This is a genomic window from Leisingera sp. F5 (genome assembly GCF_001593695.1).
The window spans coordinates 1-2347 of sequence record NZ_LUKH01000467.1; the positions used below are offsets into that span (position 1 = coordinate 1).

General features: G+C 63.9%; 3 protein-coding genes. All 3 read right to left on the reverse strand.

The annotated features are described in order from the left end of the window. The coding region (locus A2I95_RS31970; protein ID WP_291736312.1) for an alpha-D-ribose 1-methylphosphonate 5-phosphate C-P-lyase PhnJ at positions 1-561 on the reverse strand (561 nt) is incomplete at its 3' end. Between the two features lie 133 nt (positions 562-694). Further along, positions 695-1795 (reverse strand): carbon-phosphorus lyase complex subunit PhnI, encoded by a 1101-nt coding sequence (locus A2I95_RS31975; RefSeq protein WP_291736314.1) that lies wholly within the window; start codon positions 1793-1795, stop codon positions 695-697. Next, the coding region (gene phnH / locus A2I95_RS31980) for a phosphonate C-P lyase system protein PhnH (RefSeq protein WP_291736315.1) at positions 1795-2347 on the reverse strand (553 nt) is incomplete at its 5' end. The genes phnH and A2I95_RS31975, both read right to left, overlap by 1 nt.

The following is a 2347-nucleotide window of genomic DNA, read 5'->3' on the forward strand; positions in this document are numbered from 1 at the left end:
ATAGCGCCCTTCCACCTTCACCGGATAGGCATAGGCGGTGGCAATTGCACCGTGCTGGCTGATGTCCTCATACAGTTTCACATGCATCAGCCCGTATTCCTGCAAGGCATGCATTTTGCGGGTCTCGGTCTCCCTCGGCTCCAGAAACCGCAGCGGCTCCGGGATCGGAACCTGATAGACTAGGATCTGATCCTCGGTCAGTTCCGCCTCCGGAATCCGGTGGCGGGTCTGGATGACGCTGGCTTTCTCCGTCTCCTCGGTAGTCTCCACACCCGCCGTCTTTTCAAAGAATTTGCGGATCGACACCGCGTTGGTGGTGTCGTCGGCCCCTTGGTCGATCACTTTCAGCGTGTCGTCCGGCGTCAGCGTGGCCGCCGAGACCTGCACGCCGCCGGTGCCCCAGCCATAAGGCATCGGCATTTCGCGGCTGGCAAAAGGCACCTGGTACCCCGGCACCGCCAGCCCTTTGAGGATCGCCCGGCGGATCATCCGCTTAGTCTGCTCGTCGAGATATGCAAAGTTGTAGTCGCCAGCTTCCGCCAGCCGTTGATTTGAAGTCATTTTCCACTCTCCCGGCACACGGAGGTATCCATGGATCCTGTGAGTTTTTGTTCTGGCCTGGCCATTGGTCTGGCGTTTCTCGGGGTTGCATATTTTCTTGGGCGCCGCAGCGCCGGAAAGGACAGTAGGTAAGTCATTCCTCGGCCTCCCGTTCCGCCAGCGTCTCAGCCAGCTCAGCAGCCTCGCGGCGCAGCTTGCGCACCAGCTCCAGCTCGGACTGAAAGTCCACGTAGTGCGGCAGCTTGATGTGCTCCAGAAAACCGGTGGCCTGAATGTTGTCGGCATGGCTCAGGACAAATTCCTCGTCCTGCGCGGCGGCGCCCAGGTTGTCCTCCCCCAGCTCCTCCCAGCGCAGCGCGCGATCGACCAGCGCCATGGCGATGGATTTGCGCTCTGACTGGCCGAACACCAGACCATAGCCGCGGGTGAACTGCGGCGGCACCGTCTTGGAACCCTTGAACTGGTTCACCGTTTCGCATTCGGTCAGCTCCACCTCGCCGATCTCAATGGCAAAGCCCAGTTCCGGGATCTCCATCTCCACCGGCACCGTGCCGATCCGCAGCTCGCCGACAAAAGCGTGGTTGCGCGCATAGCCGCGCTGGGTAGAGTACGCCATCCCAAGGATGAACCCTTCATCCCCGCGGGTCAGCGACTGCAACCGCACCGACCTGTTCGCCGGAAAGGACATCGGCTCGCGGGTCAGGTCGCCCGGCACCGAATCCGAGACCGGCTCGCGTTCAATAATGTCCTCACCTTGCAGAAACTCGCTGATATGCGGTGTCGCTTCCTTGCGCGGCTCTGCAACCGGTGCTTCGGGCACCTCACCATCTGCGGCCAGTTTGAAATCAAGCAGGCGGTGGGTGTAGTCGAACGTCGGCCCCAGCACCTGCCCCCCCGGTGCATCTTTGAAAGTCGCGGAAATCCGGCGGTCGCAGGCCATCCCGCCGGTTTCCACCGGCAGCGTATAACCAAACCGCGGCAAGGTGGTGCGGTAGGCGCGGATCAAAAAGATCGCCTCGATCAGGTCGCCGCGCGATTGCTTGATCGCCAGCGCCGCCAGATCCGGATCGTACAGGGACCCTTCCGCCATCACCCGGTTCACCGCCAGCGCCAGCTGTTCGCGGATCTGCGGGATGCTCAGTTCCGCGACCGAGACATCGCCGCGCCGTTCCTCGGCCAGCCAGTCGTGAGCATTGTCGATGGCGCGTTCGCCACCCTTTACCGCCACATACATCAGATCACCTCCGTCGAGCGCGGCAGCGCGGCCAGGTCGGACCCGCTGGTGAAGAAGAAATCCCGCCCCAGCGGGAACAGCGCATGGTTCGCGCGGAACACGTCCGGGTCCGGCAGGCTCAGCGCCGCGACATCCTTGATGCCGGGGCCGCGCAATTGCGTGCCCTCGGCCCGCAGGTCATCGCATTCGACGATCAGCGTGGCCGACCGGTCGGGATATTCCGAGGTGCCGATGGCAAAGCGGTCGATCGGCATCAGGTCGTCCCAGTGCCCCAGGGCAAAGACCGCCTCTCCGGCGCCGACCAGCGGCGCGCCGGTGTGGAAGGTGACCCAGGCGCGCACGGCCTCGTTGTCCAACGGACCGGCCAGGTGCAGCGGCGTTTCGGGATCGCAGAGCGTCAGGATCAGCGTCGCCGCAGCGGCGGATATCGGCGCAGGCCCCTGCCCGCCGGCAATCGCCTCGATCCGACCGGGCCGGGCCATGGCGTTCATCGCCGCGCGGAACGCGTGCGCGGCATCCACCGGCGCATTTGTGAGACCACCTTCTAGAAGC